At 64.9% G+C, this 22805-nt stretch carries 26 protein-coding genes and 1 riboswitch; of the genes, 12 read left to right on the forward strand and 14 right to left on the reverse strand.

The window, feature by feature from the left end; translation table 11 throughout:
- Nucleotides 1-4: 4 nt before the first annotated feature.
- On the reverse strand, nucleotides 5-715 hold the full coding sequence (locus ACI3K3_RS07990; protein ID WP_404913073.1) for a fatty acid desaturase CarF family protein: 711 nt from the start codon (nucleotides 713-715) through the stop codon (nucleotides 5-7).
- A 65-nt stretch (nucleotides 716-780) separates the two neighbouring features.
- On the opposite strand from ACI3K3_RS07990, the gene ACI3K3_RS07995 reads away from it, so the two are divergent.
- Complete coding sequence (locus tag ACI3K3_RS07995; protein WP_404913074.1) at nucleotides 781-2031, forward strand: glycosyltransferase family 4 protein; 1251 nt, start codon at nucleotides 781-783, stop codon at nucleotides 2029-2031.
- Between the two features lie 4 nt (nucleotides 2032-2035).
- Here ACI3K3_RS07995 and ACI3K3_RS08000 read toward each other — a convergent pair whose 3' ends face one another.
- From ACI3K3_RS08000 to ACI3K3_RS08010, 3 genes are all read right to left on the reverse strand, one after another.
- Nucleotides 2036-2575, reverse strand: a complete 540-nt coding sequence (locus tag ACI3K3_RS08000) for a hypothetical protein (protein ID WP_404913075.1) — start codon at nucleotides 2573-2575, stop codon at nucleotides 2036-2038.
- Nucleotides 2576-2694: 119 nt separating this feature from the next.
- Nucleotides 2695-3006 carry a hypothetical protein gene (locus ACI3K3_RS08005; RefSeq protein ID WP_404913076.1) on the reverse strand — a complete coding sequence of 104 codons (312 nt, stop codon included), beginning with the start codon at nucleotides 3004-3006 and terminating at the stop codon, nucleotides 2695-2697.
- A gap of 225 nt (nucleotides 3007-3231) precedes the next feature.
- Nucleotides 3232-3696, reverse strand: a complete 465-nt coding sequence (locus tag ACI3K3_RS08010) for a hypothetical protein (RefSeq protein WP_404913077.1) — start codon at nucleotides 3694-3696, stop codon at nucleotides 3232-3234.
- A 70-nt stretch (nucleotides 3697-3766) separates the two neighbouring features.
- Here ACI3K3_RS08010 and ACI3K3_RS08015 point away from each other — a divergent pair, with 70 nt between their 5' ends.
- From ACI3K3_RS08015 to ACI3K3_RS08025, 3 genes are all read left to right on the forward strand, one after another.
- Complete coding sequence (locus ACI3K3_RS08015; protein WP_404913078.1) at nucleotides 3767-3997, forward strand: DUF2061 domain-containing protein; 231 nt, start codon at nucleotides 3767-3769, stop codon at nucleotides 3995-3997.
- A 116-nt stretch (nucleotides 3998-4113) separates the two neighbouring features.
- Nucleotides 4114-4542 carry an OsmC family protein gene (locus ACI3K3_RS08020; protein WP_404913079.1) on the forward strand — a complete coding sequence of 143 codons (429 nt, stop codon included), beginning with the start codon at nucleotides 4114-4116 and terminating at the stop codon, nucleotides 4540-4542.
- A gap of 117 nt (nucleotides 4543-4659) precedes the next feature.
- Nucleotides 4660-4968: an alkylphosphonate utilization protein gene (locus ACI3K3_RS08025; RefSeq protein WP_404913080.1), complete on the forward strand. Its 309-nt coding sequence runs from the start codon at nucleotides 4660-4662 to the stop codon at nucleotides 4966-4968.
- A 229-nt stretch (nucleotides 4969-5197) separates the two neighbouring features.
- Here the strand turns inward: ACI3K3_RS08025 and ACI3K3_RS08030 are convergent, their stop codons facing one another.
- Nucleotides 5198-5668 carry a COG3650 family protein gene (locus tag ACI3K3_RS08030; RefSeq protein ID WP_404913081.1) on the reverse strand — a complete coding sequence of 157 codons (471 nt, stop codon included), beginning with the start codon at nucleotides 5666-5668 and terminating at the stop codon, nucleotides 5198-5200.
- Between the two features lie 326 nt (nucleotides 5669-5994).
- Here ACI3K3_RS08030 and ACI3K3_RS08035 point away from each other — a divergent pair, with 326 nt between their 5' ends.
- Nucleotides 5995-6276, forward strand: coding sequence for a hypothetical protein (locus ACI3K3_RS08035; RefSeq protein WP_404913082.1), 282 nt, complete (start codon nucleotides 5995-5997; stop codon nucleotides 6274-6276).
- Between the two features lie 74 nt (nucleotides 6277-6350).
- On the opposite strand, the gene ACI3K3_RS08040 is transcribed toward ACI3K3_RS08035, so the two are convergent.
- Complete coding sequence (locus ACI3K3_RS08040) at nucleotides 6351-6749, reverse strand: hypothetical protein (protein ID WP_404913083.1); 399 nt, start codon at nucleotides 6747-6749, stop codon at nucleotides 6351-6353.
- 295 nt (nucleotides 6750-7044) lie between these two features.
- On the opposite strand from ACI3K3_RS08040, the gene ACI3K3_RS08045 reads away from it, so the two are divergent.
- The gene (locus tag ACI3K3_RS08045) at nucleotides 7045-7587 is read left to right on the forward strand and encodes a hypothetical protein (protein WP_404913084.1); all 543 of its coding nucleotides are present in this window, start codon (nucleotides 7045-7047) and stop codon (nucleotides 7585-7587) included.
- Nucleotides 7588-7607: 20 nt separating this feature from the next.
- Here ACI3K3_RS08045 and ACI3K3_RS08050 read toward each other — a convergent pair whose 3' ends face one another.
- The 3 genes from ACI3K3_RS08050 to ACI3K3_RS08060 form a co-directional block, all read right to left on the reverse strand.
- Nucleotides 7608-7994, reverse strand: coding sequence for a DUF4440 domain-containing protein (locus tag ACI3K3_RS08050; protein ID WP_404913085.1), 387 nt, complete (start codon nucleotides 7992-7994; stop codon nucleotides 7608-7610).
- Nucleotides 7991-8317 carry a YciI-like protein gene (locus ACI3K3_RS08055; protein WP_404913086.1) on the reverse strand — a complete coding sequence of 109 codons (327 nt, stop codon included), beginning with the start codon at nucleotides 8315-8317 and terminating at the stop codon, nucleotides 7991-7993. Before ACI3K3_RS08055 ends, ACI3K3_RS08050 begins: the two co-directional genes overlap by 4 nt.
- Before the next feature lie 66 nt (nucleotides 8318-8383).
- Nucleotides 8384-8974, reverse strand: a complete 591-nt coding sequence (locus tag ACI3K3_RS08060) for a hypothetical protein (protein WP_404913087.1) — start codon at nucleotides 8972-8974, stop codon at nucleotides 8384-8386.
- A 311-nt stretch (nucleotides 8975-9285) separates the two neighbouring features.
- Here ACI3K3_RS08060 and ACI3K3_RS08065 point away from each other — a divergent pair, with 311 nt between their 5' ends.
- Nucleotides 9286-10428 carry a phospholipase A gene (locus ACI3K3_RS08065; protein WP_404913088.1) on the forward strand — a complete coding sequence of 381 codons (1143 nt, stop codon included), beginning with the start codon at nucleotides 9286-9288 and terminating at the stop codon, nucleotides 10426-10428.
- Between the two features lie 24 nt (nucleotides 10429-10452).
- Here the strand turns inward: ACI3K3_RS08065 and ACI3K3_RS08070 are convergent, their stop codons facing one another.
- The 3 genes from ACI3K3_RS08070 to thiC all read right to left on the reverse strand — a co-directional run bounded on the left by ACI3K3_RS08070 (nucleotide 10453) and on the right by thiC (nucleotide 13611).
- Entirely contained in the window at nucleotides 10453-11217 is a 765-nt protein-coding gene (locus ACI3K3_RS08070) for a DUF72 domain-containing protein (protein ID WP_404913089.1), read from the reverse strand.
- Nucleotides 11217-11510 (reverse strand): hypothetical protein, encoded by a 294-nt coding sequence (locus ACI3K3_RS08075; RefSeq protein ID WP_404913090.1) that lies wholly within the window; start codon nucleotides 11508-11510, stop codon nucleotides 11217-11219. The genes ACI3K3_RS08070 and ACI3K3_RS08075 overlap by 1 nt, the downstream gene beginning before the upstream one ends.
- A gap of 217 nt (nucleotides 11511-11727) precedes the next feature.
- The gene (gene thiC / locus ACI3K3_RS08080; RefSeq protein WP_404913091.1) at nucleotides 11728-13611 is read right to left on the reverse strand and encodes a phosphomethylpyrimidine synthase ThiC; all 1884 of its coding nucleotides are present in this window, start codon (nucleotides 13609-13611) and stop codon (nucleotides 11728-11730) included.
- A gap of 48 nt (nucleotides 13612-13659) precedes the next feature.
- A riboswitch (TPP riboswitch) is annotated at nucleotides 13660-13806 on the reverse strand.
- Between the two features lie 44 nt (nucleotides 13807-13850).
- On the opposite strand from thiC, the gene ACI3K3_RS08085 reads away from it, so the two are divergent.
- The gene (locus tag ACI3K3_RS08085; RefSeq protein WP_404913092.1) at nucleotides 13851-14492 is read left to right on the forward strand and encodes an SOS response-associated peptidase family protein; all 642 of its coding nucleotides are present in this window, start codon (nucleotides 13851-13853) and stop codon (nucleotides 14490-14492) included.
- Between the two features lie 124 nt (nucleotides 14493-14616).
- Here the strand turns inward: ACI3K3_RS08085 and ACI3K3_RS08090 are convergent, their stop codons facing one another.
- The gene (locus ACI3K3_RS08090; protein WP_404913093.1) at nucleotides 14617-15255 is read right to left on the reverse strand and encodes an outer membrane protein; all 639 of its coding nucleotides are present in this window, start codon (nucleotides 15253-15255) and stop codon (nucleotides 14617-14619) included.
- Between the two features lie 474 nt (nucleotides 15256-15729).
- The gene (locus tag ACI3K3_RS08095) at nucleotides 15730-16818 is read right to left on the reverse strand and encodes a Gfo/Idh/MocA family protein (RefSeq protein ID WP_404913094.1); all 1089 of its coding nucleotides are present in this window, start codon (nucleotides 16816-16818) and stop codon (nucleotides 15730-15732) included.
- A 30-nt stretch (nucleotides 16819-16848) separates the two neighbouring features.
- Here ACI3K3_RS08095 and ACI3K3_RS08100 point away from each other — a divergent pair, with 30 nt between their 5' ends.
- The 4 genes from ACI3K3_RS08100 (at nucleotide 16849) to ACI3K3_RS08115 (ending at nucleotide 22692) form a co-directional block, all read left to right on the forward strand.
- On the forward strand, nucleotides 16849-17769 hold the full coding sequence (locus ACI3K3_RS08100; protein ID WP_404913095.1) for an aldo/keto reductase family oxidoreductase: 921 nt from the start codon (nucleotides 16849-16851) through the stop codon (nucleotides 17767-17769).
- Nucleotides 17766-18848 (forward strand): LLM class flavin-dependent oxidoreductase, encoded by a 1083-nt coding sequence (locus ACI3K3_RS08105; protein WP_404913096.1) that lies wholly within the window; start codon nucleotides 17766-17768, stop codon nucleotides 18846-18848. The genes ACI3K3_RS08100 and ACI3K3_RS08105 overlap by 4 nt, the downstream gene beginning before the upstream one ends.
- 250 nt (nucleotides 18849-19098) lie before the next feature.
- Nucleotides 19099-20334: an MFS transporter gene (locus ACI3K3_RS08110; protein ID WP_404913097.1), complete on the forward strand. Its 1236-nt coding sequence runs from the start codon at nucleotides 19099-19101 to the stop codon at nucleotides 20332-20334.
- Nucleotides 20335-20406: 72 nt separating this feature from the next.
- Complete coding sequence (locus tag ACI3K3_RS08115; protein WP_404913098.1) at nucleotides 20407-22692, forward strand: TonB-dependent receptor; 2286 nt, start codon at nucleotides 20407-20409, stop codon at nucleotides 22690-22692.
- Nucleotides 22693-22805 lie beyond the last annotated feature (113 nt).

The following is a 22805-nucleotide window of genomic DNA, read 5'->3' on the forward strand; positions in this document are numbered from 1 at the left end:
CGGATCAGGAAGAAGGCTCCAGGTTCGCGTCAGGCAGGTGGCCGCGTGAACGGAGGAAGCGGAACAGGGCATTGACCAGCGGGTTCGACCAGCCCGAGTTGGTTGCGAAGTCCCGCTTCAGGGTATCGTGATGGATCTGGTGCGCCTCTGGCGACATCAGCAGGCCCAGCTTGCGCATGGCCACGATGAACCACGGATTGTCCCGGCGGTGGAGCGTGCCATGGAAGTATTGGGCGAAGGCGCCGCCGACCAGGAAGGTCGCGAAACCGGCCATGGCCCAGCCGGGAATGGGAAACAGCAGGGCAGCCAGATTGCCGATGATCGAGATCGGCAGCGCGCCGGCAATGACGGTGGAGCCGATCAGCCGCCACAACTGCCGCCGCCCAAGCGCGTCCGGCCGCGGATGATGGTTCTTGAAATCGTAGGAGATCCGCTCGAACGGATTGAGCCGCCGCATCCGGTCGCGGAACATGCCCTGGTATTCGGCGCTTTCACGCGATCCTTCGTAGAAGAAGATCGCATCGAGCCCCATGCCCGGTCGGCAGGGGCGATAGTCCATGTACATGTGGATCAGGCCGGAGAGCAGGTCCGCGAAATACCAGGCGGCAAGCATGGCCGGGATCGCCAGCCAGCTGGGATCCGTCACCGCCAGGGCCATGCTGGCGGCCACCGAGGCCAGGAATGCCCAAAGGAGGATGCGCTGCGTAAGTGACATGGCTCTGCCAGTACCCTCTCGCAGGGCGCTTGCCAATCGATCCTGACCACTGCTACCCGCCGGCCATGTCTTCCCTGGCGCCCGCTCCGGCCATCACCATGACCCGCACCCGCGTTCAGGCCGATAGCGGGAGGCAGGCGGAACCCCACCCCTTCGTGCTGGACGTCAGCCGTCTGATCTGGCGCCTCTGGGCTGGCCGCTTGCCGACCGGGATCGACCGCGTATGCCTGGCCTATCTGGAGGAATTCGCGGATCGCGCGCTGGCCATGCTGCAATGGCGCGAGCATCGCGTGGTGCTTGGCCCCCGCGCCAGCCGGAAGCTTTTCTCGCTTCTGCTCGGCGGCGTGGGCAAGCCGATACGGCGCGCGCTAGCGGCCCGGCTCGCAGTCTCCGTTCCACTCGCCATCGCCCGCCCGCCCCGTGTCGCGGGTAAGCTCTATCTCAATGTCGGCCACACCGGCCTCAATGTCGTGGGACTGGTCGATTGGCTGGCGGCACGAAGCCTGCGCCCGGTCTTTCTCATCCACGACCTGATCCCCATCACCCACCCGCAATATTGCCGCGCCGGCGAAGCCGAACGCCACGCCGCGCGCATGCGCAATGCGCTGGCGGCGGCGGCCGGCTTCATCGTCAACTCCGCCGATACCGGTGCGGAGCTGACTCGCTTCGCCCATGCCGAGGGTCGCGAACCGGCGCCGATCCTGGTCGCCCACCTTGGCATCGAGCCCCTTTCCCCCAGCACGGTTTCCGAGACCCCGGCCGCGCCTGCAAAGAGGCCGTATTTCCTCTGCCTGGGCACGATCGAGGCCCGCAAGAACCACACCCTGCTGCTGCAGGTCTGGGACGCGCTTCGCGAAAGACTGGGCGCTGCCACGCCCGACCTCGTCCTGATCGGCCAACGCGGCTGGGAAGCCGAACAGACGTTCGAGCTTCTGGATACCCGCCATCACGACCATGGCCGCATCATCGAGCTTCCCCGCTGCACCGATAGCGAATTGGCCGCCTGGCTGGATGATGCCCGCGCCCTGCTGATGCCGAGCCATGTCGAGGGCTATGGCCTCCCCGTACTGGAGGCCCTGTCTCGCGCCACGCCGGTGATCGCCACCGACCTTCCCGTCTATCGCGAACTGGCGCCGGGCATTCCGATGCTGCTGCCCGCCGACGATCGCGAGGCCTGGGAGAATGCCGTCCTCACCTGCATCGACGACAGCGGGGAAAGGACGCGCCAGAAAAGCCTGCTCGTCGACTATCGTGCGCCCGACTGGGCCGGACACATGACGCTGGTGGAAACCTGGCTGGACGGGCTCCCGCGCTAGGGAGCTACCCGATGGAGCAGCCCTCACCCTCGCTGCTCTTGGAGCCGTCCGACCGGTACCATGTCGCGATCGGACTCGCCTTTTCGTCATAGTAACAGACCGCCGAAACCGAGTTGCTCGTGGCATCCACGTGAACGGCGTAGTTGTGTGCGCCGCAATTGTGCAGTTCGCACTGGGAGGCGGCGATGTCGTTGTCCTTGCGCATGACCGGACCGACCGGGCCCTTCATCGCGGCGATGGCCTCAAGCACCTTGGGATCGGTGACCGCGCGGGACACGCCTTCTTGCACGACGGGATGCTGGAAGAAGGAATGGTCGCCCACCTTGTCCAGCGGGTACTTCCCGACATAGACGGAGAGGCTGTCGACCACGCCCGTCGATGCATCGGTCGCGGTCGCGACTTCGGCAGGGGAAGATTGCTCGACCACGGGCGCGGCAGTTGGGGCCGGTGTCGGCTCGGCTTCGCGCTTGCAGCCGGCGAGGCCGCAGGCGAGTAGAACGAAGGCGATGCCGGACAACATGGCACGCCGTTGCGGGGTCTGCATCGGGCTTTCCTCCAACAGGTTCGAACACGCGTCGATCACATTGGTGATCGCAGGTGCAATCGCCTGACAGGATCGACCGTTCCACACCGGATCGCAAGAAGTAACCGCGTGCGCCCCGCTCAGCCGCGAATGGCGGGCCTCAGGCGCATGGCGAAGGAAATGACGAAGGGCCAAAACAGCGTCGCCACGACGTCGCGGATGGTGTCGGGCCAGTTCCAGGAGCCGTGGGCCAGCCGATCGAGATATTCGTTGGCAGCCTCGAACAGCACCACCATGGCAAGCGGCCAGGCGGAACTGAGCTTCTTCTTCATGAGGATCGCCGTCAGCAACCAGATCGTAAGCCCCGCATATGTATGCGCGAACTTGTCGGGGGCGGGGCACTGCGCGACGATCCAGGCGATCGCGCGCTCGTAATGGTGGACGAATTCCATGGCGCCTTATGCTGCGCCGCACCAGGCCGGTCCAGACCCGAAAGCTCCGCCATGGCGACAATCCGGAGCATCGTGTCGGAAAAACATCGAGCCGGACAAATATCGAGGCGCGCCGGATCACTGTCCGACGCGCCTCGATCTTCTCCCTTCCCTCGGCCTTCGCGGCTCTTGCGCCGCGCGCTCTTCCGTTCCGTCTTCAGACCCGCCCTGCGGCACCGTGCCTGGTCAGGCCAGCTTTCGCTGAAGCCTGGCAAGCGCGTGATCGATCGCCTCCCGCGCGGCATCGTCCACCGTGCCGGATACCACCCGATAGACGATCCGCCCTTCATCCAGAGAATAGGCCACCGTCGCCATGCCGTCATTGAAACTGGCAAGGTACAACGCGGGCTTTCTCTGGATGAGGGCGAGATCGTCCGCTCGGGGAACCAGGCTGTCTCTCATGAAGTAGGCGCCGACCATGTCCGGAGACATGGCCACCTCGTCCGCCGGTTCTCCAGCCAAAAGTTCTCCGGCCACAAGTTCTTTGGCCAGCGCCGTGCCCGTGAAGGCGCTGCCGCTTCCCGAGGCGAGAACCAGGGCGAAGCCCACCTGCAATGCTGTCAGGAACCGCGCCATGACACCATCCTCTTCCAGCACGGCGCCGTTCATGCGGGCCGTCTTTCTTGGCTTGAACGCATAGCAGCCGATCATGGAAATCGGAAGTCGTCATTGGAGCAAACGCCGGAAAGGCCGATATTTCGCACTGCGAAAGGAATCGACCATGTCGCGTGATATCATCAAGACCCTGACCTATCTGAGCGTCCATCTGACGGTGGGCTTCACCGTAGCCTATGTAATGACGGGATCGCTTGCCCTGGCGGGTGGGATCGCGCTTGTGGAACCCTGCATCAACGCGATAGCCTTCTGGTTCCACGAACGGGCCTGGAAGCGATTCGATGCTGCATCCGCTAACGCCGGAACCAGGGCCATCCATGCGCTTCATCCCGCCTGAACATCGGAACCACAGCGGCTCAACCCCGAATCGGGAACACTTGCCCTGATCGATCCTTGTCCCCGCGTGTCCGCTTCACACTTCCCCGATTGCACGACCAACGAAAGGATTCCGGCATGACGACGAACTCCGCTTCCGCACGCTATTCAGGCCTCGGCAAGGACGGCAAGGGCGCCATCACCACCCGCTCGGGCGTGCTCAGCGACCAGCCTTACGGCTTCGGCACCCGTTTCGAAGGGCAGCCCGGCACCAATCCCGAGGAGCTGATCGCCGCCGCTCATGCTGCCTGCTTCACCATGGCCACCAGCTTCGCCCTGGCCAAGGCAGGGTTCTCCGACGGTACCCTGGACACCCAGTGCACCGTCACTCTGGACAGCGCGGACGGCGGCTTCGCCGTGACCAAGTCCGCCCTCACCCTCAAGGCCAGCGTCCCGGGCATCGACCTCGAGGAATTCGCAAGGCTGGCCGACGAAGCCAAGGCCGGATGCCCGATCTCCAAGCTGCTGAATTGCGAGATCACGCTCGAAAAGTCGCTGGAGGGCTGACGCAGAAGGCGCCGGATGCTCTGTCCGGCGTCAGAATGTCCTATCAATGCCTCCCATCGCCTGCCATGGCCACGCCGAACGGAAGGTTCCTCAAGGAGCCTTGACGAAAGGACGATCATGGCAGGCGATGACGAGGATTACGTCTATGACGAGGACAGCGGCGAATGGATGCCCGCGTCCGAACTGGCTGGCAAACGCGCCTCGGAAAATGCCGTCGAAGTGCGCGATGCCGTCGGCAATGTGCTGGCGGATGGCGACCAGGTTACGCTGATCAAGGATCTCGACGTCAAAGGCGCGGGACAGACCCTGAAGCAGGGCACCTTGATCAAGTCCATTCGCCTCACCGGCGATCCGCAAGAGATCGACTGCAAATATCCCGGCATCAAGGGTCTGGTCCTGCGCGCGGAGTTCGTCCGCAAGCGTTGAAGCGGCGCTATTCGGCAAACACCCCGGGGAACAGGTCATATCCTGCCGAGTTTCCTACATCGACGGGGCAAGACGAGATCAGGCCGATGAAGATCAACGTTATAGGCGCCATAGCCGGCGCGATCATCCTGGGAGGACTGGCCGGCGCTTGCCTTCCGGCCGGTCCCGAAGCCGAGCAGGCCCGTCGGAGCGCCGGCGGCAGGTCCCCGACCGGCCAATCGCACGCCGCTCAACGGCTTTCGGTTGACGAGGAGTCCCTTTCCACCGGCCGTCGAGCATCCGTCCACGCGCAACCCTGACGCGTTTCTTCCCCGATCTTCAGCAAGGCGGTGAAAGGATAGGCGCGGTCCGACATGCCGTCGCTGCAATCGCCCGGCGCAATCGCCAGAACCCAGGGCACTCCCTGAGGTTCGCCGCTGAAGGACAGTCCGCCACGACCGGCGAACCGGTCTACGGGAAAGGCCTTCACCTGAGGCTCGTCCGGCGTGGTGTAGGTCATCCGCCCCTCCGCGACTTCCCCGTTCCAGAACGGCTCCGTCCCGATGACGCGAATCCGCTCGTGTTCGGATATGTCGTGGAACGGCGCGCGATCGCCGGCATCGCCTGGCATGTCCTTAGCGCCGCCGTGGCACGCTGAAACGGTGGCGCTGACGAAGGCAGCAAGGAGAATGCGCTGCACGGCAGCATGAATTCGGCTCATGTCGAAGACGTAGCTTTATCCTGCAAGGGACGCAATCGACACCTCTGCGCGAACGAAATCCAGACCTGCGGAGCAAACGATTCGCCCGCAAGAGAACGATGGTCCCGCCCTCCAGTCGTGAAATTTCGCGAAAGAGCGGCAGCCACCACCAACTCCGTTACCGCTAACATCATCATACTACGTGGATTTTAGTTGAGTTGCGCAATACGCAACACTGGTGGCAAGTTATGCCATTGCGACAGAGGTGCCGAATATACATGTTGCACTGCAACAAGATAAGGGGTGCCCAAGGCAATCTCCTATCGTTTCAGACCAAGGATTTTGCCATGATCAAGACCGTTTTCGCGATCGGCGCCGCTGTCGCCGCCGTTGCAACCACTGCCGCTCACGCTGAAGATGCCCGCACCTTCTCGCACGACGGCGTGCACTACAACTACACCACCGAGCAGAAGGGCAAGGTTACCGTGATCGAGGGCACCGCCTCGGGCCAGGTTCCCTTCCGCCTCTACGTCGCCGGCAACCGCGTCACCGGCACCTACAACTCGCGCAACGTGAACTTCCGCCTTGCCGACGCCAAGGGCGCCCTGGCTGCCGCCACCGCGCAGTAAGGGTTAGACCCCAAAGAATTCGGGCGCTCTTCCCTAGGGGAGAGCGCCCTTTTTCTTGTCCGGCTGGCGCGGCTTCAGTGGCGTTTCTGCAGGACGTCCTCGTGCCGGACGAGGCGGATCTCCACATCCCCGCCCGCTTCGACGCCATGCTTCCGGGCGATCGTGGCCCACATGTCCGCTATGACCAGTTCATCGGAATTCGGCGGCACCTTGTAGCGCGCCAGCACCATGCCCTCCTCCACGTCGATGACGCTGAAGTGGCTGGAAATGCAGGACGCGGCCAAGGCATCCAGATCGAGGCCATCGGCCAGGTTCCAGGTCTTCCCCTCGCGTGAGCGGATGCGCTTGCGGCAATGACGGCAGGTGCAAACCAGCGTTCCGTCATCGTCACGCTCGCGAAACCCGTCGGGCTCGTGCACGCGGGTGAACCAGCATGGGGTGAGCGAATAGGCGTCGGAGCGTTTCGTAAACATGCGTTCACCATGTCACCCGCTTCTGAACGATCGCTTATCACCGGCATGCGTATAATCCCTTGGGCATTCACCTCACCGACATCCCGTGTCGTTTAGAGCCCGTTTGAAAATTCGCGAGGCGCGAATTTTGCGGCACCGGCCCTCTCCCCCACCCTGCCACCCAACGGTAGTATCCTGCGGGTGGCAGGGTGGGGGAGAGGGCCGGTGCCGCCCCAAAAATGCCTGAACGGGCAATTTTCAAACAGTCTCTTAGTCCTATATTGAGTAAGTGTGGCTGGCGTGGCTTGGAGTTGAAATGGGTTTGGGCAAGTGGTTTCTGGTGCTGGCGGCCGGCGGCATCGGTGCGGGCGTGGTCGCGGCAGGCATGACGACGGGCAAGATCCAGAAGTATCCGGACAGCTATGCGCTGTCCGATGGCCAGCGTTCACCCACCGAGGATCGCGAATTGGACGACGCGCGCGGCTATGCCCTGCCCGACGGCTCGATGGATGAGGCGGACGGCTTTGCCGAAGAAGACGGATTCGGGCCGCCGCGAGGACGCATGGTGATCCTCGACGGGTCCGGTTGGGACGATCGCGCGCCCCCGCCCCGCTGGATCGAACGGGACGAGGACGAGGCAGGAGACGAACCCGCCTTCGTCTCGCCGCCCCCGCCCTTCCAGAACCGCGAGCAGCGCCTCTATCAACCCGGACCTCGCAGCTACCTGCCGCAGCAGGCGGCGCCGACCCGGCCAACCGCAACGCCGCATGATCAGGGCAACGATGCCGCCGCCGCTTCCGCCGCGCGCGCCGCCGGTGCCGCCGCCGATGTCCTCGCCGCCGAACGCGAGGGCGCCTGATAGCTCAGGCGCCTGAAGGCTTAGGCGAGAGTCAGAAAAAGCTCCGCCTCGATCACCCATACGCCGCCCAGTTCGCGCCATTTCGCGGTGTAGGTTCCGGCGGCCGCCATCACATCGGAAGTGCTGTCGATGCCTTCCCAGCGGCCATGCTCCATCGCGATCGGCTCTACCGGCGAAATCGTGACCTGATCCGGTATGCGCGCGTAGACCAGCCGCGCCGGGCTCGCGAACTCGCGGCGCCAGACTTTGACCTGCCCCATCCGGCCTGAAATCACCGCGCTGTCGGTGCCGGTCACCATCACGCAGTCGCGCGCCAGGATCGGGCCGATAGCCGCAGCGTCACCTTCGACAATGGCGCGGTTGAATGCTGCGCGGCGGGCGCGTATCGCCAGTTCGGCCGCGCTCATGCCTGGAACCCGCCGTTACCCGAGCCACGTACCGGATCGGCAGCCTCACGCCCGACGACCGTTGCCCAGCGCCGCACCGTCCAGCGCTCGACGATGCCTGCGGTCACATAGGGATCGGCCTTTGCAAAGGCTTCCGCCACCTCCGGACTGTCCCCGGCGAAAAGCAGAAGCGCCGTATCGACCGGATCCTCCACTGCCCCGCCCAGCACCAGTTCGCCTCGCTCCACCGCCTGCCAGGCCAGCGCTAGATGCGGTTCGCGATACTGAGGCCGACGTTCCAGATAGTCGGCGGCAAGATGATAGGTCAGCAGGTAGTGGTTCATCGCGCGGCTCTCGTGCTTGAAGGTGTGACCACCGAGCTTACACGAAACCCGCTTGGAGGGAGCAGTTCAGGAACAACCCTCCACATACTCCAGCACCGGCATCGTTCCGACATGGATCAGCTTGACCTTCCGGTCCTGTCCGATCTCGAACCGCAAGGCCGGATCGCCGCTTTCGGCATTGGGCGCAGTGAGGTACTTCGCCGGCGCAGGTTCATACTTGTGCGCTTCCTCGCGGAAACCGGCGAACCACTTCTTCACGTCGGCCTCGGTAGAGCCGACGCCGATGCCTTCCACCAGCTTCACCGTAGAACGTTGCCCCAGCGTGATGCGCCGGACCTTGCCCTGTTCGACAATGGCGTAGACGCCCGGATAGTCCGGCGAGGTGATCGTGCGACAGGTGTCGGACTCCTGCGCCCCACGCTCTGCCCAGGAGGAACCCGCAGGGGCCGCCTCGCCGATGCGGAGATTGCCCAGCCCTTCCAGCGAGAGAATCTTCCCATCGGAAATGGCGGCAGGCGGTTCTGCTACGTCCGCAGTCGGCACGGCGGATGTGGGCTCGGCGGCAGCAGGCGTGGCTTCGCCCGTCTGCTCGGGTGCCTGGGACGAACAGGCGGCGAGGGCGCAGGCGAGCGCGGATGCGACGAGGATGTTCTTCATGACGGGGCAATGCGCCAGCGAGATGAAGGTTGCCCCGTAGCTGGCGTTTCGCCCTTCCAGAGATAGGTGGAAACTGGTGCCAATTCCGCCTCCCGCCCGCGCTCCCTGAAAAACGCCCTTCCCAGCCCACGGAGCCAGTCCGCCATCGCCTATAAAGGGCCATTACGGTTTTGATTCGCATTGCAAAATTGAGCCCGCGATCAACAAGCGGGCAGATAATTCGGGCGCACGGGGTACAGATTTTGAAGGAATTTTCGGGCCTTGTCGCCCTGGCGGGCGCTTTGTGCGCCCAAACCGCGTGGGCGGAACCCATGCAGCAAGCCATCATCACCCATACCGATGGCATAGCGACCGACGGCTCCGTCCTCGTCGAAATTCTGGTCGTCAACGACAGCCAGGTGGATAGGCAGATTGACGTTCCCGCCGTGGTCGCAGGCCAATTGCAAGGCGACCGCGCGGATATGGTCTCGCTGGAGCGGGCGGACGATACCTCGTCGAGGCTCGCTCTTGCCCCAGGCGCCTTCGCCACAGTGCGATACAAGCTGAACCTCGGCGCCGATAGCGCGACGATGGCCGGTAACCGGCTCATCAGCATTCCACAATGGAACACCGCCCAAGTCTCGGTGAAAGCCCCCCGGCGGGAGGTTGCCATTTCCGAGCCCGAGCGCGGCACGATCGCGCCAGTGGCGAACCATGCTGGGCACCCGCCGGTGCAATCGCGCCTCGAACGGGAAGAAAACCGCTTCCTTGCGAATTTCTCGCCCTACGAGCCGAGCTACATCGTGTTCGGCAACGCCAAGGACAGTGAATGGCGCGTGCAGCTCAGCTTCAAGTATCGACTTCTTGGCACTGCCGCAGACGGCGCTCGTCCAAGCTGGCGGGACGGTCTCTACTTCGGTTTCACCAACAAGCTGTTCTGGGACATCGCTTCCGACTCTTCGTTCCGCGACGCAAACTATCTGCCGGAGCTGTTCTACCGCACGCCCGAATTCGCGCTCTCTTCCCATACGGGAGCGGGCTTGCAAGTGGGCCTCCAGCATGAATCCAACGGTCGCGCCGGCAAGGTCCAGGGCCGCAGCGTCAACAATGTCTATATCTCGCCCACCGTCAGCCAGCAGCTCGGCGACGGCTACCGGCTGTCACTGGCTCCCCGCGCCATGTTGCTGGTGGGCGGCAAGGCCGGCAATCCGGACATCCTGAAGTATCGCGGCGCCTCCTCGCTCGACATCAGCCTGGGCAAGGACGACGGGCTGCTGCTTTCGGCCTCGGGAAGGTACAATTTCAATTCCGGCAAGGGAGGGCTGGAAACCGACCTGTCCTATCCGATCGACCGCTTTCTGGGCGGGCCCAACCTCTATCTCTTCGTGCAGAGCTTCACGGGGTATGGCGAAAGCCTGTTCGATTACAACCGGCGCATGAACCGCCTGAGAATCGGCTTTGCGATCACGCGTTGACGGGCGCCGGGTTTCCCGCCGCCATCAGGATCGATCGTCTAGCCGCCCGATCAGTGCCATGGCTGCCGCTGGCGCTCTTTCCTTGGCGCCGTTGATGAAGAACAGGAATACGTCGCGCCCGGCGCCGGACCAGTCTTCGGCACGCTTGCGCCAGTGATCCAGCTCGGCGTCGGGGTAGCCCTGTTCGATCTCGCTGCGCGCGTTCTGTAGGCGGGCGTAGATGAAAGGGCCCGCTTCGGCCGCTTCCTCGAATGCCGGGTATTCCTGGCTGTCGGCCAGCACGACGGCGACCCCGGCCTTGCGGACGAGAGCCAGGAAGGCCGGATCGTTGAAGCTCTCGTGACGCGGCTCGATGGCGTGGCGAAGGCGCAGGCCGCCGTGCTGCTCGGGCAGCAGATCAAGGAATGCGGCGATCTCGTCAGGGTCGAACCGTTTGGTGGCGGCCAGTTGCCAGTTTATCGGTCCCAGCTTGTCGCCCAGTTCGACCAGTCCCTGCTCGACGAAGTTGGTGACGCTCTCACCCGCTTCGGCCAGGTTCTTGCGGTTCGTGCAGTAGCGGGAGCCCTTGAGCGCGAACCTGAAACCATCTGGCACGGTATCGCGCCATTTGGCAAAGCTGGCCGGCTTCTGGCGGCCGTAGAAAGTGGCGTTGATCTCGGTTCCCGTGAGGTGCTGCCCGACATATTCCAGTTCACGGGCCTTGGACACGCCCTTGGGGTAGAACGTCTCGCGCCAGGGGTCATAGCTCCAGCCGCCGATGCCGACGTGCACTTTACCCCCGGCGGCCATCAGCTTTTCTTCCGCGAGAGGCGGCGGCGATTGGCAGTGACGCGCTTGCGATAGTGGCGGACCGCCTTGTGCGCGGTCTGCTCCGGAGAGGTCAGTCCGCCGGTAGCCAGCTTCATGGCCAGTTCGGCGTTAGCCTGGAGTTTTTCGGTGACCATCAGCATGTTTTCGCGGTTGCTGCCGCGTCCGGTCATCATATCGGTAGTGCGCATACCCATGACCATCATGGATTCGGCCCAGAGCCAGTAGCTGTCATGGGCGAGCTTCATCCAATCGCCATTGGAATTGCGGGGCATTCAGGTTTCTCCAGATGGAGAGCCTAAGTATCAGCGCAATCGATTCCCGCGAAGGGGAATCGGTGATCCGGAGATCGTCGTCCCGGGCTCGACCCGGGACCGCTGGCAGTCCTTTAGGCGCTAGCCCGCAGGACCGCGCCCAGCCGAGAGTTGGGCGTGGCTTTGCCAGCGGTCCCGGATCAAGTCCGGGACGACGTTACTTCGACCTCATTTCACCTCAATCGTGCTCGCGGTCGCCGGCGCCCATGTAGAGTTCGCTGCCGGTTTCCTTGAACACCTTGCTCATCTGCGCCATTCCGGCCTCGGCCTCGCTGATGGCGAGCATGCCGCCTTCCTCGGCGGCGATGAACCCGGTCGAGGGCTGGTTCTGCTTCGCCGCAAAGTCCCGCACCTCCTGGCTGATCTTCATGGAGCAGAACTTCGGCCCGCACATCGAGCAGAAGTGCGCCGACTTTGCCCCTTCGGCGGGCAGAGACTGGTCGTGGTACTGTTCCGCCGTGTCGGGATCGAGGCTGAGGTTGAACTGATCACGCCAGCGGAACTCGAAACGCGCGCGGCTGAGGGCATCGTCGCGGACCTTGGCCGCCGGGTGGCCTTTCGCCAGATCGGCAGCGTGGGCGGCCAGCTTGTAGGTGACGACGCCGACTTTCACGTCGTCCCGGTCCGGCAGGCCGAGATGCTCCTTGGGCGTGACGTAGCAGAGCATCGCCGTGCCATACCAGCCGATCATGGCGGCGCCGATGCCGCTGGTGATGTGGTCGTAACCCGGTGCGATATCGGTGACGAGCGGCCCGAGGGTATAGAACGGCGCCTCGCCGCAAGCCTCCAGCTGCTTTTCCATGTTCTCCTTCACCTTGTGCATCGGCACATGGCCCGGCCCCTCGATCATCACCTGCACGTCCTGTGCCCAGGCGCGCTTGGTGAGTTCGCCCAGGGTGTAGAGTTCGGCGAACTGCGCCTCGTCGTTGGCGTCGGCGATCGAGCCGGGGCGCAGACCGTCACCCAGCGAGTAGGCGACGTCATAGGCCTTCATGATCTCGGTGATCTCGTCGAAGCGTTCGTAGAGGAACGATTCGCGGTGATGGGCGAGGCACCACTTGGCCATGATCGAGCCGCCCCGGCTGACGATCCCGGTCACGCGCTTGGCGGCGAGCGGCACGAAAGGCAGGCGCACACCGGCGTGGATGGTGAAGTAGTCCACGCCCTGCTCGGCCTGTTCGATCAGGGTATCGCGGAACACTTCCCAGGTCAGGTCCTCGGCAATGCCCCCGACTTTCTCCAGCGCCTGGTAGATCGGCACGGTGCCGATCGGCACTGGGCTGTTGCGGATGATCCATTCGCGGGTGTCGTGGATGTTGCGGCCCGTGGAGAGGTCCATCACCGTATCCGCGCCCCAGCGGATCGACCAGACCATCTTGTCCACCTCGCTCGCCACGTCCGAGGCGACGGCGGAGTTGCCGATATTGGCGTTGATCTTGACCAGGAAATTGCGGCCGATCGCCATCGGCTCGCTTTCCGGGTGGTTGATGTTCGAGGGGATGATGGCCCGGCCGCGCGCCACTTCCTCGCGCACGAACTCGGGCGTCACGTAATCCGGGATAGCGGCACCCCAGTCCTGCCCGTCGCGCTGATATTCCTTGAGCATCGCGCGGCCGAGGTTCTCGCGCTCGGCGACGTATTCCATCTCCGGCGTGATGATGCCGGCCCTGGCGTAGTGCATCTGGCTGACGTTCATGCCCGCTTTCGCACGCAGCGGGCGCTTGACCACGTTGGGAAACGCCGGGACGCCGCCTGAGCGATCAGGGCCGAGTTGGCCATTGTCCTCGGGCTTCACCGCGCGGGCTGCATAGTCCTCCACATCGCCGCGTCCGAGAATCCAGTCGCGGCGCTTGGCGGCTAAGCCCGCCGCGATGTCGATGTTCACAGCGGGATCGGTATAGGGACCGGACGTATCGTAGACGCGCACCGGCGCCTCGCCCGATCCAGGCTCCAGATGTATTTCCCGCATAGCAACGCCCAGCGGTCCGACATGGATCTTCTTCGACCCGCGAATGGGTCCGGTAGTAACGCCGATTTCCAGTTTGGAATTGATGTCGGCCATAAGCGATTTTCCTTCGGCTTATGGACGAAAGAAAGGTCGCGACAGAGAGTTCTGTGGCCCGCCCTTCCCTCCGCCCGTGTTAACGGGTTCAGGTTCAACGGGTCGGGCAGCGTGACCTGCCCCTCTCAGCCATTTGTTTCCTTCCGGCTTTCGCAATAACGAAAACCTTGGGCACAAGCTCCCCGGGGATGGGCGGACGATAGACGCGGCTTTTCCGCCCGTCTAGGGCCGCAAGAGACATGCCGATCATCTATCGCCTCGACGCGCCTGCACGCGAAGTCGCCCCCGCCATGGGCGCGGAGGCCGGCAACGATCCCTGGCCGGGCGGCGCGGTATCGGGCGGCGGCTTCGCGCCGGTGGTGACGATGGGACGGGAGTTCGTCGCAGGGCCGAGGCCCGAAAAGCGCCTGCCGCGCCGCATGGTGCCCCGCCTTTGGGGCGTTCCTCCGCCGCCCGCCGCCTTCGGCGAGCGCCGCCACGGGATTCTCACCGTGCGCAACCCCGAAAGTCCGTTCTGGATCGGCAACCTGCGCAACAGCGAATTCCGCTGCCTCGTGCCCGCCACCGCCTTCATGGAATGGGGCAAGGTCGAGCCGCGCGACGGCAAGCGCCGCCAATGCTGGTTCGGCGCGGTCGATCAGCCGATCTTCGCCATGGCTGCAATCTGGAAGGACAGCGAAGTGCCGAGCTTCGCCCTGATGACTTGCGAGGCCAACGCAGCCCTGCGCGCCGAGGGTCGCGACACGATGCCGGTGATCCTGCCGCCCCATGCGCACGAAACCTGGCTGCGCGGAGAATGGAAACGGGCCGCCGAACTGGTGGCGCCCTATTCGTCCTCGCTCATGACAGTCGGCGTTTCCGGGGACGTACAGCGCTCATGAGGAAAGGCCCGGATCGCCGCGAGGACGATCCGGGCCCACTCCCCTGCGAAGAGACTGGCCTGCGAAGAGACTGGCCTGCGAAGAGACTGGCCTGCGAAGAGACTGGCCTGCGAAGAGGATACGATTACTTGAAGCGGATGCCCACGCCGCCCATCAGGCGCTGGCGCGAGGTATGGCCGTGATAGTCGGAATAGACGTATTGCGCGTTCACGTAGACCGGCAGACGCCCCTGGGTCAGCGTATATTCCACGCCGCCGCCGACCTGGTAGCCGTCGGCGCGGTAGTGATCGTAGACCAGCGTGTCGCCGGTCGGGCCGTCGATGCGGCGGCGCTGCTCGCCGTTGACGTAGCCGCCCTTGGCGAACACGAGCAGCTGCGGCGTGGCCAGGAAGCCTGCACGAACCGCCGCGCCCCATTCCTCGAAGCCCTTGTGGCAGATGCTGTTGCCGTCCGGCAGGCCGTTGCAGTTCTCATTGCCCTTGCCCGGCTTCCAGAAGCTGCCTTCCGCGCCGATCACGATGCGCTCGCCGAGAGTGCCGTCGAAACCGACCGTGCCGCCGTAGCCGAACTTGTCGTTGTGATCGCCTTGCGACCGGAAGCGGTCTCCACCGAAGTTTCCTTCGACGCGGATCCCGCGAAAGCTCGTCCCATTGGGGGCGATCTCGGGGGAACCGGAATCCTGCGCAAGGGCCGGCTGGGCAGCGATGCCGGCGGTAAGTCCGGCGGCGAGCATGGCTGCGAGCGTGGTGGCCTTGATCTTCATAACACGTCCTCACTTGGGGTCGGGGGTTCCAGCAGAACCGCGACCGGACGGTCAAAGTTGCTCATTAGGGGTATTCCGGTAGGCGATCCGGCGCGGAATGTGACGGTTACGCAACACCCGAAGATTGGCGCGAATCCGTCCATTCAGGCCGCAAACCCCTGCGGATCCGTATTTTCCCGAAGGCTGGATTCCCTGCGCACGGTGGGCCGCCGAAAAGAGGCCGATACTTTTTCGACCGTTCCGGGAACCGGCTGACGGTTGCGTTCGGGCGGTAGCCAGAGGGTGAAGACATACGTCGTCCCGGACCTGATCCGGGACCGCTGGCAAAACTTTAGGCAATACGTCGCAGAACCGCGCCCCAGCCACACCGCGCCCAGCCTTGAGGTGGGCGCGGCTCGGCCAGCGGTCCCGGATCAAGTCCGGGACGACGGAATATCCAACGACTCAACGTCATATCCGCCTACACCTCGGACATCACCCCAGCAGCTCGGCCATCTCCACCACGCGCTTCTCGCGCGCGCTGAGTTCGGCCGCAGCGCCGATCGCCACTGCCATCAGACCGTCGCGCGCCGTCACCTGGACATCGCCCTCGCCGCGAACCGCGCGGGCAAAGGCTTCGTGCTGGTAGAACGTCGCGCCGTGATGCGAACCGGCTTCCATCGCCGCTTCGTCCACCGCCACATGCCAGCGCTCGACCGACTTCGGCCCCGGCCACGGCACGCGCGGCGACCAGACGAGATCGCCCGGCGGGATCAGCACGTCGAGGCGGCCCTTGTCGCCGGTCGCGCTCATTTCTTCCTGATGCTCGGCGCCCTCGGCGAACATGCACAGATCGAGCAGCGCGCGGCTGCCGTCCGCGAAATCGACGGTGGTGAAGCTGTTATCGATGATGTCAGGCCGGCGGCCTTCATAGCGCTCGTCGAGATGGTTCACGTCCATCGCGCCCGAGCAATAGACCCGCACCGGCTCCGAACGGGTGATCAGGCGCATGAGGTCGAAGAAGTGGCAGCACTTCTCCACCATGGTGCCGCCGGTGTTCACGGAGAAGCGGTTCCAGTCGCGCACTTTCACCAGGAACGGGAAGCGATGCTCGCGGATCGAGAGCATGTGCAGGCGGCCGATCCTGCCACCGTGGATCTCGTCGATGAAGGCCTTGGCGGGCGGCATGAAGCGATATTCCATGCCGGTCCAGAACGGAGCCTTGCGGGCCTCGGCCCGCTCCACCACCCAGCGGGCGTCTTCCATCGTCGTGCAGAGCGGCTTTTCGCAGAGGATCGCCACGTCGCTGTCCAGCAACGGCTCCAGCACCGCGCGGTGCGTGAAATTCGGCGAGACGACCACCACGGCATCGAGCCCGGCATTGGCGATCATGCTGGCGCTGTCGGCATATTCGGCGACGCCCTCGGCCTTGTCGCCCAGCGCATCTTTCGCCCAGCCGAGCGAAGTCGGCTCGGGATCGGCGATGGCGACCACTTCGGCACCTTCGAGGATCTTGAGGTTGTGGATGTGCTCGACACCCATCATCCCGGTGCCGACAATTCCGTAACGCAGCGTCTCTACCATTTCACGACTCCATGTGCCATGTGGCGGTCCATGACCACGCTCACGACGCGGGCCCTATCGGCCCAACCCGTCCCGCTCGGCAAGAGCGGAATTTCCGTTTTCCCGATTGCCTGGGGCATGTGGCGGCTCGCCCGACCCGACGGTAACGACGACATCGGCGCCATCGTCGCCCGCATCGAGGCGGCGCTTGAGGCAGGCGTGACCCTGTTCGACACCGCCGACATCTACGGCTGCGACGCCGCGCTCGGCTTCGGCGGCGCGGAACTGCTGCTGGGCAAGGCGCTCGCCGCCCGCCCGGACCTGCGCGACCGGATGACCATCGCCACCAAGGGCGGCATCGTGCTGGGCATTCCCTACGACTCCAGCCCGGACTACCTGAACAAGGCGCTCGAAGCTTCGCTCGAACGCCTTGGCCTGCCCTCGGTCGAACTCTACCAGATCCACCGCCGCGACTTCCTGGCCCACCCGCGCGACGTGGCCGAAACCCTCGCCGCCATGGTCGAGAGCGGCAAGGTCAAGGCCATCGGCGTGTCCAACTACAGCCCCGCCGAGTTCGAGGCGCTCCAGGCCTACCTGCCCTTCCCCATCGTCTCGACCCAGCCGGAATTCTCGGCCGCGCGCTATGCGCCGCTCTATGACGGCACGCTCGACCAGGCGATGGCCCGCGACGTGGCGGTGCTGGCATGGTCGCCGCTGGGCGGCGGGCGCCTTGCCGCCGGTTCGGAAGACCCGGTAGCGAAGCTGGTCGCCGCCCAGGGCGAGCGCTACGGCACCGATGCCGCCGCCGCCGCGCTGTCGTGGATCATGACGCACCCCTCGAGCGCCATTCCCATCGTCGGCTCGCAGACCCCCGAGCGCATTCTCGCCTCGCGCGATGCCTTCAAGGTCGAATGGACGGCTTCGGAATGGTATGCCGTGCTCGAAGCCTCGATGGGAGCACGCCTGCCGTGACACGCGATCCATGCGAGATCAGCTGGTTTTCGGCGCTCTGCGACGATGACTACGAGTTCCTCGGCCAGCCGGACCCGATGCTGCGCTCCAGCTGGGAGCATTGCCGCAATATCGTGACGGCCGCCGAGGAAGGCGGTTTCGACAATGTGCTGCTGCCCTCGGGCTATGCGCTCGGCATCGACACCACCGCCTTCGCCGCCGCCATCGCCACCCAGGTCCGCCGCATCAAGCTGCTGATGGCCGTGCGCATCGGTGAGATGTGGCCCGCGCAGCTTGCCCGACAGATCGCGACGATCGACCAGATTCTGGGCCCCAAGGTCGGGGGCGGTCGCCTCAACATCAACATCATTTCCAGCGAGATGCCCGGCGAAACCCTTGACGGCCCCGCCCGCTACGAGCGCACCACCGAGGCCATCGAGATCCTGCGCACCCTGCTCTCGGGCCAGTCGCTCGACCATCAGGGCCGCTTCTGGAACCTCAAGCTGGATGCGCCGCGCATGATCGCGCCGGGCTCGAAATGCCCGCCGCTCTACTTCGGCGGCCTCTCCGAGCCCGCCCGCGAGGTGGCCGCCAAGGGCTGCGACGTCTACCTGATGTGGCCGGACCGCATGGAGGCGGTGAAGGAAACCATCGCCGACATGCGCGCCCGCGCCGCAAAGTACGGCCGCACCCTGCGCTTCGGGTACCGCGTCCACGTCATCGTCCGCGAAACCGAAACGGAAGCGCGCGGCGCGGCGGACCGCCTGCTCTCCCGCCTCGACGCGGCAGAGGGCGCCGCGATCCGTGCGCGCTCGCTGGATTCGCAGTCGGTCGGCGTGCAGGCGCAGGCGGCATTGCGGGAAACCGCCAGCGATGACGGCTATGCCGAGGACAACCTCTGGACCGGCATCGGCCGCGCCCGCTCGGGATGCGGCGCGGCGATCGTCGGCGATCCGGATCAGGTGCTGGCTAAATTGCAGGCCTATCGCGAGGCGGGGATCGATGCCTTCATCCTCTCCGGCTACCCCCATGCCCGCGAAGCGGACCTGTTCGCGCGGCATGTGCTGCCCCAGATCGATCACGGGCCGCTGGCTTTTTAAGAACAAGGGAAAAGCAGGGGGTCAATACCCCCTGCACCCCCATTACCGTCGAGGTCAGGCGGACCGACTACCTCACGCGCCCATGGCAGCGCCGGAAGACATATTGGCTGCGCCGCAAGGAGCGCACAGCCGATAGGTGGCGCGGAGCGGCGACATTCCGAGGGTCCGGGGGATCATCCCCCGGGTCTTCTCCCTTCCCCTAGAATTTCTTGTTCGCCCCTCCCTCCCACCATCGCTAGACCTGCCGCCCATGACCCTGTCCCCGCGCCGCCGCTGGCTGCTTTTCGCTCTCGCCCTCACCGCGGGCGTGCTCAATCTCGTAGACCGCCAGATCATCTCGGTGCTGAAGCCGACGATCGCGGCCGATCTCGGCTGGAGCGACGACGACTACGGCACCTTGGCCGCCTGGTTCCAGGCGGGCGCCGCGTTCGGCTTCCTCGCAGCAGGCTGGATCGTCGACCGGCTGGGCGCGAAGTGGGCCAATGCGGCGGGCGTGGCGGCCTGGTCGCTGGCGGCGATGACGCATGGCTGGGCGCACACCTTCAGCCAGTTCGTGCTTTGCCGCATCGGGTTGGGCGCCACGGAATCGATGGGCACGCCGGCGAGCGTCAAGACCATCGCCACGATCTTCCCGCCGAAATTGCGCTCGCTGGGCTTCGGCCTTTCGAATGCCATGAACAGCCTGGGCGCGATCCTGGCCCCGCTGGGGATCCCGTTGATTGCAGCGGTCTGGGGCTGGCGCGCGGCTTTCGTGCTGGCGGGCGCCGTGGGCCTTGTCTGGGTGCTGGCCTGGCTCGCCGCCTCGCGCGGGGTGGATTTCGGGGACCGGCAACCGACGGTGGAAGGCAGCCTGATTTCGGGCGACAAGCTGTTCCTGAAGGAAGGGCGGACCTGGACGATCGCCCTGGCCAAAGTCCTTTCCGACGCGACCTGGTGGCTGATGCTGTTCTGGATGCCGGACTATTTCAACCGCCAGTTCGGCCTGTCCGGCACCGACCTTGGGCCCCCGCTGGCGCTGGCATACTGCGGGTCGGCGGCCGGATCGCTGATCGCCGGCTTCGCCGCCAACCGCCTGCTTTCGACCGGCTGGAGCGCCAACCGAACCCGCAAGACGCTGATGCTGATATCCGCGCTCTGCGTGGTGCCGGTTCCGCTGGCGCTCCATGTCGAGGGCTACTGGCCCGCCGTGGGCCTGATGGCGTTGACGCTGGCTGGGCACCAGGGCTTCTCGACCAACCTCTTCGGCCTGATCGCCGACGTGACCCCGCGCCACAAGGTGGGCCGCGTCACTGGCTTCGGCGCGTTCTGCGGCAATCTGGGCGGCACGGCGATCAGCAAGATCGCCGGTCTCGTGCTGGCGGCGGGGCTCGGCTATGGCCCGCTGTTCGCTTTCGCGGCCACCTCCTACCTGCTTGCACTGGGCTGGATTCAGCTCACCATGCCCAAAATCGTCCCCGCAGAGGACGCCGATTCATCTCGCGTATAAGGCGACTAAAGGAAAACTATCTTTCTCAACTTAAACAGTTGAGTTAGCGCCGCGCGATCCAGGGAGAATTCCATGACCATTACCTCGCTCCGCGCCGCCCGCACCCTGCTGCTGGCTTCCGCGGTCCTGCTTCCCGCCGCCGCTTATGCCGAAGAGGCCCCCGACGCCGCTTCCGGTGAAATCGTCGTTACCGCGCGCTACCGCGACGAATCGCTCCAGCAGGTGCCGATCGCCATCACCGCCGTCAGCGGCGAATCGCTGAACGACCGCGCGATCCACAACCTCCAGGACCTGAGCGCCACCGTGCCTTCGGTCGACTTCCGCAACGGCGCCTCCAACAAGGACCGCACCGTCTTCATCCGCGGCGTCGGCACGATCAGCACCTCGCCGGGCGTCGAATCCTCGGTTTCCACCGTGCTCGACGGCGTCGTCCTGACCCGCCCCGGCCAGGCTACGCTGGACGTCGGCGAAGTTTCGCGCATCGAAGTGCTGCGCGGCCCCCAGGGCACGCTGTTCGGCAAGAACGCATCGGCCGGCGTCATCAGCGTGGTCACCGCCGCGCCTTCGCAGGAATTCCATGCCTATGCCGAAGGCAGCGCCACCACGGACGAGGAATACCGCATCAAGGCGGGCGTCACCGGCGGCATCGCGCCCAATGTCGCGGCCCGGATCGACGGCCTCTACGCCAACTATGACGGCAATGTGCACAATGTCTTCACCGGCAACGACGTGAACGGCTACGAGCGCTACGGCGCCCGCGCCAAGATCGAGGCGACGCCGGTCGACAACCTCAAGCTCACGCTGGCGGGCGACTACCTCTATTCGCACGACACCACGCCGAGCGGCGTCTACGCGAACACCAACCAGATCCAGTATCCCACCGGCGCGATCAGCGCATTTCCGGCCCTCGCCGCCTTCCTGGCCGGTCAGGGCATCACCGCCGGCCCGGAAAACCGCGAGGTCAGCACCAACTTCGACACCGACGTGCGGGACAAGAACTACGGCGGCTCGCTGACCGCCGAGTGGGGCCTGGGCGACTACACCGTCACCTCGATCACCGCCTATCGTGAGTGGAAGAACCGCCAGCACCAGGACTACGACGCCCTGTCGCAGCTCTCCGCCACCTTCCCCGAAGGCGACGATCGCGGCATCGTGGACAACAGCCAGTTCTCGCAGGAACTCCGCCTGACCTCGCCAAAGGGCAAGCTGATCGACTACGTGGTCGGCGCCTATTACCTCCACGCCAAGACCGACGAGGTCTACACCCGCTCGCTCACGCGCCTGATCTCAGGCGCGCAGAACACCGTGACGGGCGTGGCGAACTATGGCGTGAAGAGCGACAACTACGCCCTGTTCGGTGAAGCAAACATCAACTTCACCCCCTGGCTGCGTGCTATCGCGGGCTACCGGTCAACCTGGGACGACCTCAGCTACTACCACGTCCGCACGTCGACCAACGATCCCACGAACTCGGGCGCGACCGCGCTCGACGTCGCCGGCATCCGCGCCTACCACAATTCGGCCGGCTCCACCTCGACACGCGGCGATTCCTATCGCGGCGGTCTCCAGCTCGATTTCGCCGCCAACAACCAGGCCTATTTCACCTATTCGCGCGGCTACAAGGGCCCGGCCTACAACGCCTACTTCAACATGCGCTCGCTCAACGCGACCACGCCGCTGGACGAGATCGCGCTGAAGCCGGAAACCTCGGACTCGTTCGAAGGCGGCATCAAGGGCTCGGCGCTGGGCAACCAGATCACTTATGCCCTGGCGGTCTACACCACCAAGTTCCACAACTATCAGGCCAACTACAACGACGTGGTCGGCGGTGCGCAGGTCACCCGCCTGATCAACGCCGGCACCGTGCAGACCAAGGGCGTGGAACTGGACTTCGGCCTGCGCCCGATCCGGGGCCTCTCGCTGGACACCTCGGTCGCCTATACCGACGCCAAGGTGTTGAACTTCATCTGCCCGCAGGGCGCACCGGCAAGCTGCGACATCAACGGCGAAGTCCTGCCCTTCGCGCCGAAGTGGAAGCTCTACAGCAACGCCGCCTACCGCTTCGCGCTGTCGGATTCGCTCGACCTCGAAGTGCAGTCGGACTTCACGCTCAAGAGCCGCACGCAGTACCAGCTGGCCCAGACGCCGGGCACGATCCAGCCGGGCTACTACATCTGGAACGCCAGCGTGGCGCTGATCGGCACGACCGGCGACTGGCAGCTGCGCGGCTTCGTGAAGAACATCACGAACCAGAGCTACTCGAACTTCCTCGCCAACGGCACGCTGGCAGGGATCGTCCGCTACGTGCCGCGCGATGACAAGCGTTATGCCGGGATCATGCTGCGCAAGGACTTCTGAAGAAAAGGGACAAGCGGGGGGTCAACACCCCCTGCACCCCCAATACTGTCGAGGCTGGGCCGACCAACAGCCCTGTGCGCCCATGGCCGCGTCGGGAGACATAAAGGCTGCGC

It is taken from the genome of Novosphingobium sp. ZW T3_23 (assembly GCF_044987305.1).
GTDB lineage: Bacteria > Pseudomonadota > Alphaproteobacteria > Sphingomonadales > Sphingomonadaceae > Novosphingobium.

Excerpts from the sequence above, each read along its gene's own strand:
- ACI3K3_RS08085 (WP_404913092.1), top strand. The coding sequence starts at position 13,851 with ATGCCGATCATCTATCGCCTCGACGCGCCTGCACGCGAAGTCGCCCCC.
- ACI3K3_RS08050 (WP_404913085.1), bottom strand. The coding sequence starts at position 7,994 with ATGAGCGCGGCCGAACTGGCGATACGCGCCCGCCGCGCAGCATTCAAC.
- ACI3K3_RS08010 (WP_404913077.1), bottom strand. The coding sequence starts at position 3,696 with ATGATCGGCTGCTATGCGTTCAAGCCAAGAAAGACGGCCCGCATGAAC.
- ACI3K3_RS08100 (WP_404913095.1), top strand. The coding sequence starts at position 16,849 with ATGACCACGCTCACGACGCGGGCCCTATCGGCCCAACCCGTCCCGCTC.
- ACI3K3_RS07995 (WP_404913074.1), top strand. The coding sequence starts at position 781 with ATGTCTTCCCTGGCGCCCGCTCCGGCCATCACCATGACCCGCACCCGC.
- ACI3K3_RS08115 (WP_404913098.1), top strand. The coding sequence starts at position 20,407 with ATGACCATTACCTCGCTCCGCGCCGCCCGCACCCTGCTGCTGGCTTCC.
- ACI3K3_RS08020 (WP_404913079.1), top strand. The coding sequence starts at position 4,114 with ATGACGACGAACTCCGCTTCCGCACGCTATTCAGGCCTCGGCAAGGAC.
- ACI3K3_RS08040 (WP_404913083.1), bottom strand. The coding sequence starts at position 6,749 with ATGTTTACGAAACGCTCCGACGCCTATTCGCTCACCCCATGCTGGTTC.
- ACI3K3_RS08065 (WP_404913088.1), top strand. The coding sequence starts at position 9,286 with ATGCAGCAAGCCATCATCACCCATACCGATGGCATAGCGACCGACGGC.
- ACI3K3_RS08075 (WP_404913090.1), bottom strand. The coding sequence starts at position 11,510 with ATGCCCCGCAATTCCAATGGCGATTGGATGAAGCTCGCCCATGACAGC.
- ACI3K3_RS08035 (WP_404913082.1), top strand. The coding sequence starts at position 5,995 with ATGATCAAGACCGTTTTCGCGATCGGCGCCGCTGTCGCCGCCGTTGCA.
- ACI3K3_RS08030 (WP_404913081.1), bottom strand. The coding sequence starts at position 5,668 with ATGAGCCGAATTCATGCTGCCGTGCAGCGCATTCTCCTTGCTGCCTTC.
- ACI3K3_RS08070 (WP_404913089.1), bottom strand. The coding sequence starts at position 11,217 with ATGGCCGCCGGGGGTAAAGTGCACGTCGGCATCGGCGGCTGGAGCTAT.
- ACI3K3_RS08110 (WP_404913097.1), top strand. The coding sequence starts at position 19,099 with ATGACCCTGTCCCCGCGCCGCCGCTGGCTGCTTTTCGCTCTCGCCCTC.
- ACI3K3_RS08090 (WP_404913093.1), bottom strand. The coding sequence starts at position 15,255 with ATGAAGATCAAGGCCACCACGCTCGCAGCCATGCTCGCCGCCGGACTT.
- ACI3K3_RS08055 (WP_404913086.1), bottom strand. The coding sequence starts at position 8,317 with ATGAACCACTACCTGCTGACCTATCATCTTGCCGCCGACTATCTGGAA.
- ACI3K3_RS08000 (WP_404913075.1), bottom strand. The coding sequence starts at position 2,575 with ATGCAGACCCCGCAACGGCGTGCCATGTTGTCCGGCATCGCCTTCGTT.
- ACI3K3_RS08025 (WP_404913080.1), top strand. The coding sequence starts at position 4,660 with ATGGCAGGCGATGACGAGGATTACGTCTATGACGAGGACAGCGGCGAA.
- ACI3K3_RS08060 (WP_404913087.1), bottom strand. The coding sequence starts at position 8,974 with ATGAAGAACATCCTCGTCGCATCCGCGCTCGCCTGCGCCCTCGCCGCC.
- ACI3K3_RS08015 (WP_404913078.1), top strand. The coding sequence starts at position 3,767 with ATGTCGCGTGATATCATCAAGACCCTGACCTATCTGAGCGTCCATCTG.
- ACI3K3_RS07990 (WP_404913073.1), bottom strand. The coding sequence starts at position 715 with ATGTCACTTACGCAGCGCATCCTCCTTTGGGCATTCCTGGCCTCGGTG.
- ACI3K3_RS08045 (WP_404913084.1), top strand. The coding sequence starts at position 7,045 with ATGGGTTTGGGCAAGTGGTTTCTGGTGCTGGCGGCCGGCGGCATCGGT.
- ACI3K3_RS08095 (WP_404913094.1), bottom strand. The coding sequence starts at position 16,818 with ATGGTAGAGACGCTGCGTTACGGAATTGTCGGCACCGGGATGATGGGT.
- ACI3K3_RS08005 (WP_404913076.1), bottom strand. The coding sequence starts at position 3,006 with ATGGAATTCGTCCACCATTACGAGCGCGCGATCGCCTGGATCGTCGCG.
- thiC (WP_404913091.1), bottom strand. The coding sequence starts at position 13,611 with ATGGCCGACATCAATTCCAAACTGGAAATCGGCGTTACTACCGGACCC.